General features: G+C 63.1%; 1 protein-coding gene. It reads left to right on the top strand.

Features of this window, described 5'->3' with window-relative positions:
• Positions 1 to 173: 173 nt before the first annotated feature.
• Positions 174 to 1,097, top strand: a 924-nt coding sequence (locus tag NKH21_RS32675; protein ID WP_352870021.1) for an IS5 family transposase, incomplete at its 3' end; no start/stop codon positions are given.

The raw sequence follows: 1,097 nt of genomic DNA, 5'->3' as shown, positions 1-1,097 counted from the left end.
ATAGTCGCCCGTGAAAAACTCGGAACGCTTTGATTCAATTTAGGATTTTCCCCCTGATTTCGGCTTTGATTTTGCCGGAAATCTGGCCTTTGGCGGTAAGTTTTCGGCAAAATAATTGCGTCTGCGTTGCGTGATTCGATGGTGTTTTCGGAACCGGAGAGAGGAGCAAAGCGATGCGACCGAAGGAACGGCGCGAGAGCGGTCAGACGGACCTGTTGCGATCCCGGCTCGACCACATCCTCAATATGGATCACGCGCTGGTGACGCTGGCCAAGACGATCGACTGGCGCTTCCTCGAAGAGCGGCTCGGCGAGGTCTATGACGACGATTCTGGCCGGCCGCCTTTGCCGACCCGGCTGATGGCAGGATTGGCCATCCTCAAGTCGATGCACAACCTGTCCGACGAAAACCTGTGCGAACGCTGGCTGGAGAACCCCTATTATCAGCTGTTCTGCGGCGAGGAGTTCTTCCAGCACCGGCTGCCCTTCGAGCGCACCTCGCTGACGCGCTGGCGCCTAGGCATGGGGGAGGAGCGGCTCACGGCGCTGCTCCAGGAAAGCCTCGCGGCGGCGACCCGGCTGGGCGCGGCCAAGCCGGCGGACTTCCGCGCGGTGATCGTCGACACCACTGTGCAGGAAAAGGCGATCACCTTCCCGACCGACGCCAAGCTGATGCATCGCGCCCGCGAGCGGCTGGTCAAGCTGGCCAAGAAAGACGGCATTTGTCTGCGCCAGTCCTATGCGCGGGTCGGCAAGATCGCGCTGATCAAGCATCAGCGCTATGCCCACGCCAAGCAGTTCAAGCGGGCCAACCGGCAGCTCAAGCGCCTGCGCACCATGCTGGGAGCGGTGATCCGCGACATCACCCGCAAGCTTGCCGGGCGGCCGGAGTTGATGCAGGTCTTTGCCCTGCCGCTGCCGCTGGCCCGGCGCGTCAGGGATCAGCGCCAGCGCGAGCGAGGCAAGAAGGTGTATTCCCTGCACGCTCCGGAAGTCGAGTGCATCGGCAAGGGCAAGGCCCACAAGCCCTACGAATTCGGCGTCAAGGTCTCCGTCGCCACCCCGCTGCAGCGCAGCCGCGGCGGCCAGTTCGTCGCC

Source organism: Mesorhizobium sp. M1329, assembly GCF_040318035.1.
Lineage (GTDB): Bacteria > Pseudomonadota > Alphaproteobacteria > Rhizobiales > Rhizobiaceae > Mesorhizobium.
The sequence above is the reverse complement of the archived record's forward strand: the minus strand, read 5'-3'. Positions and strand labels throughout refer to the sequence as shown.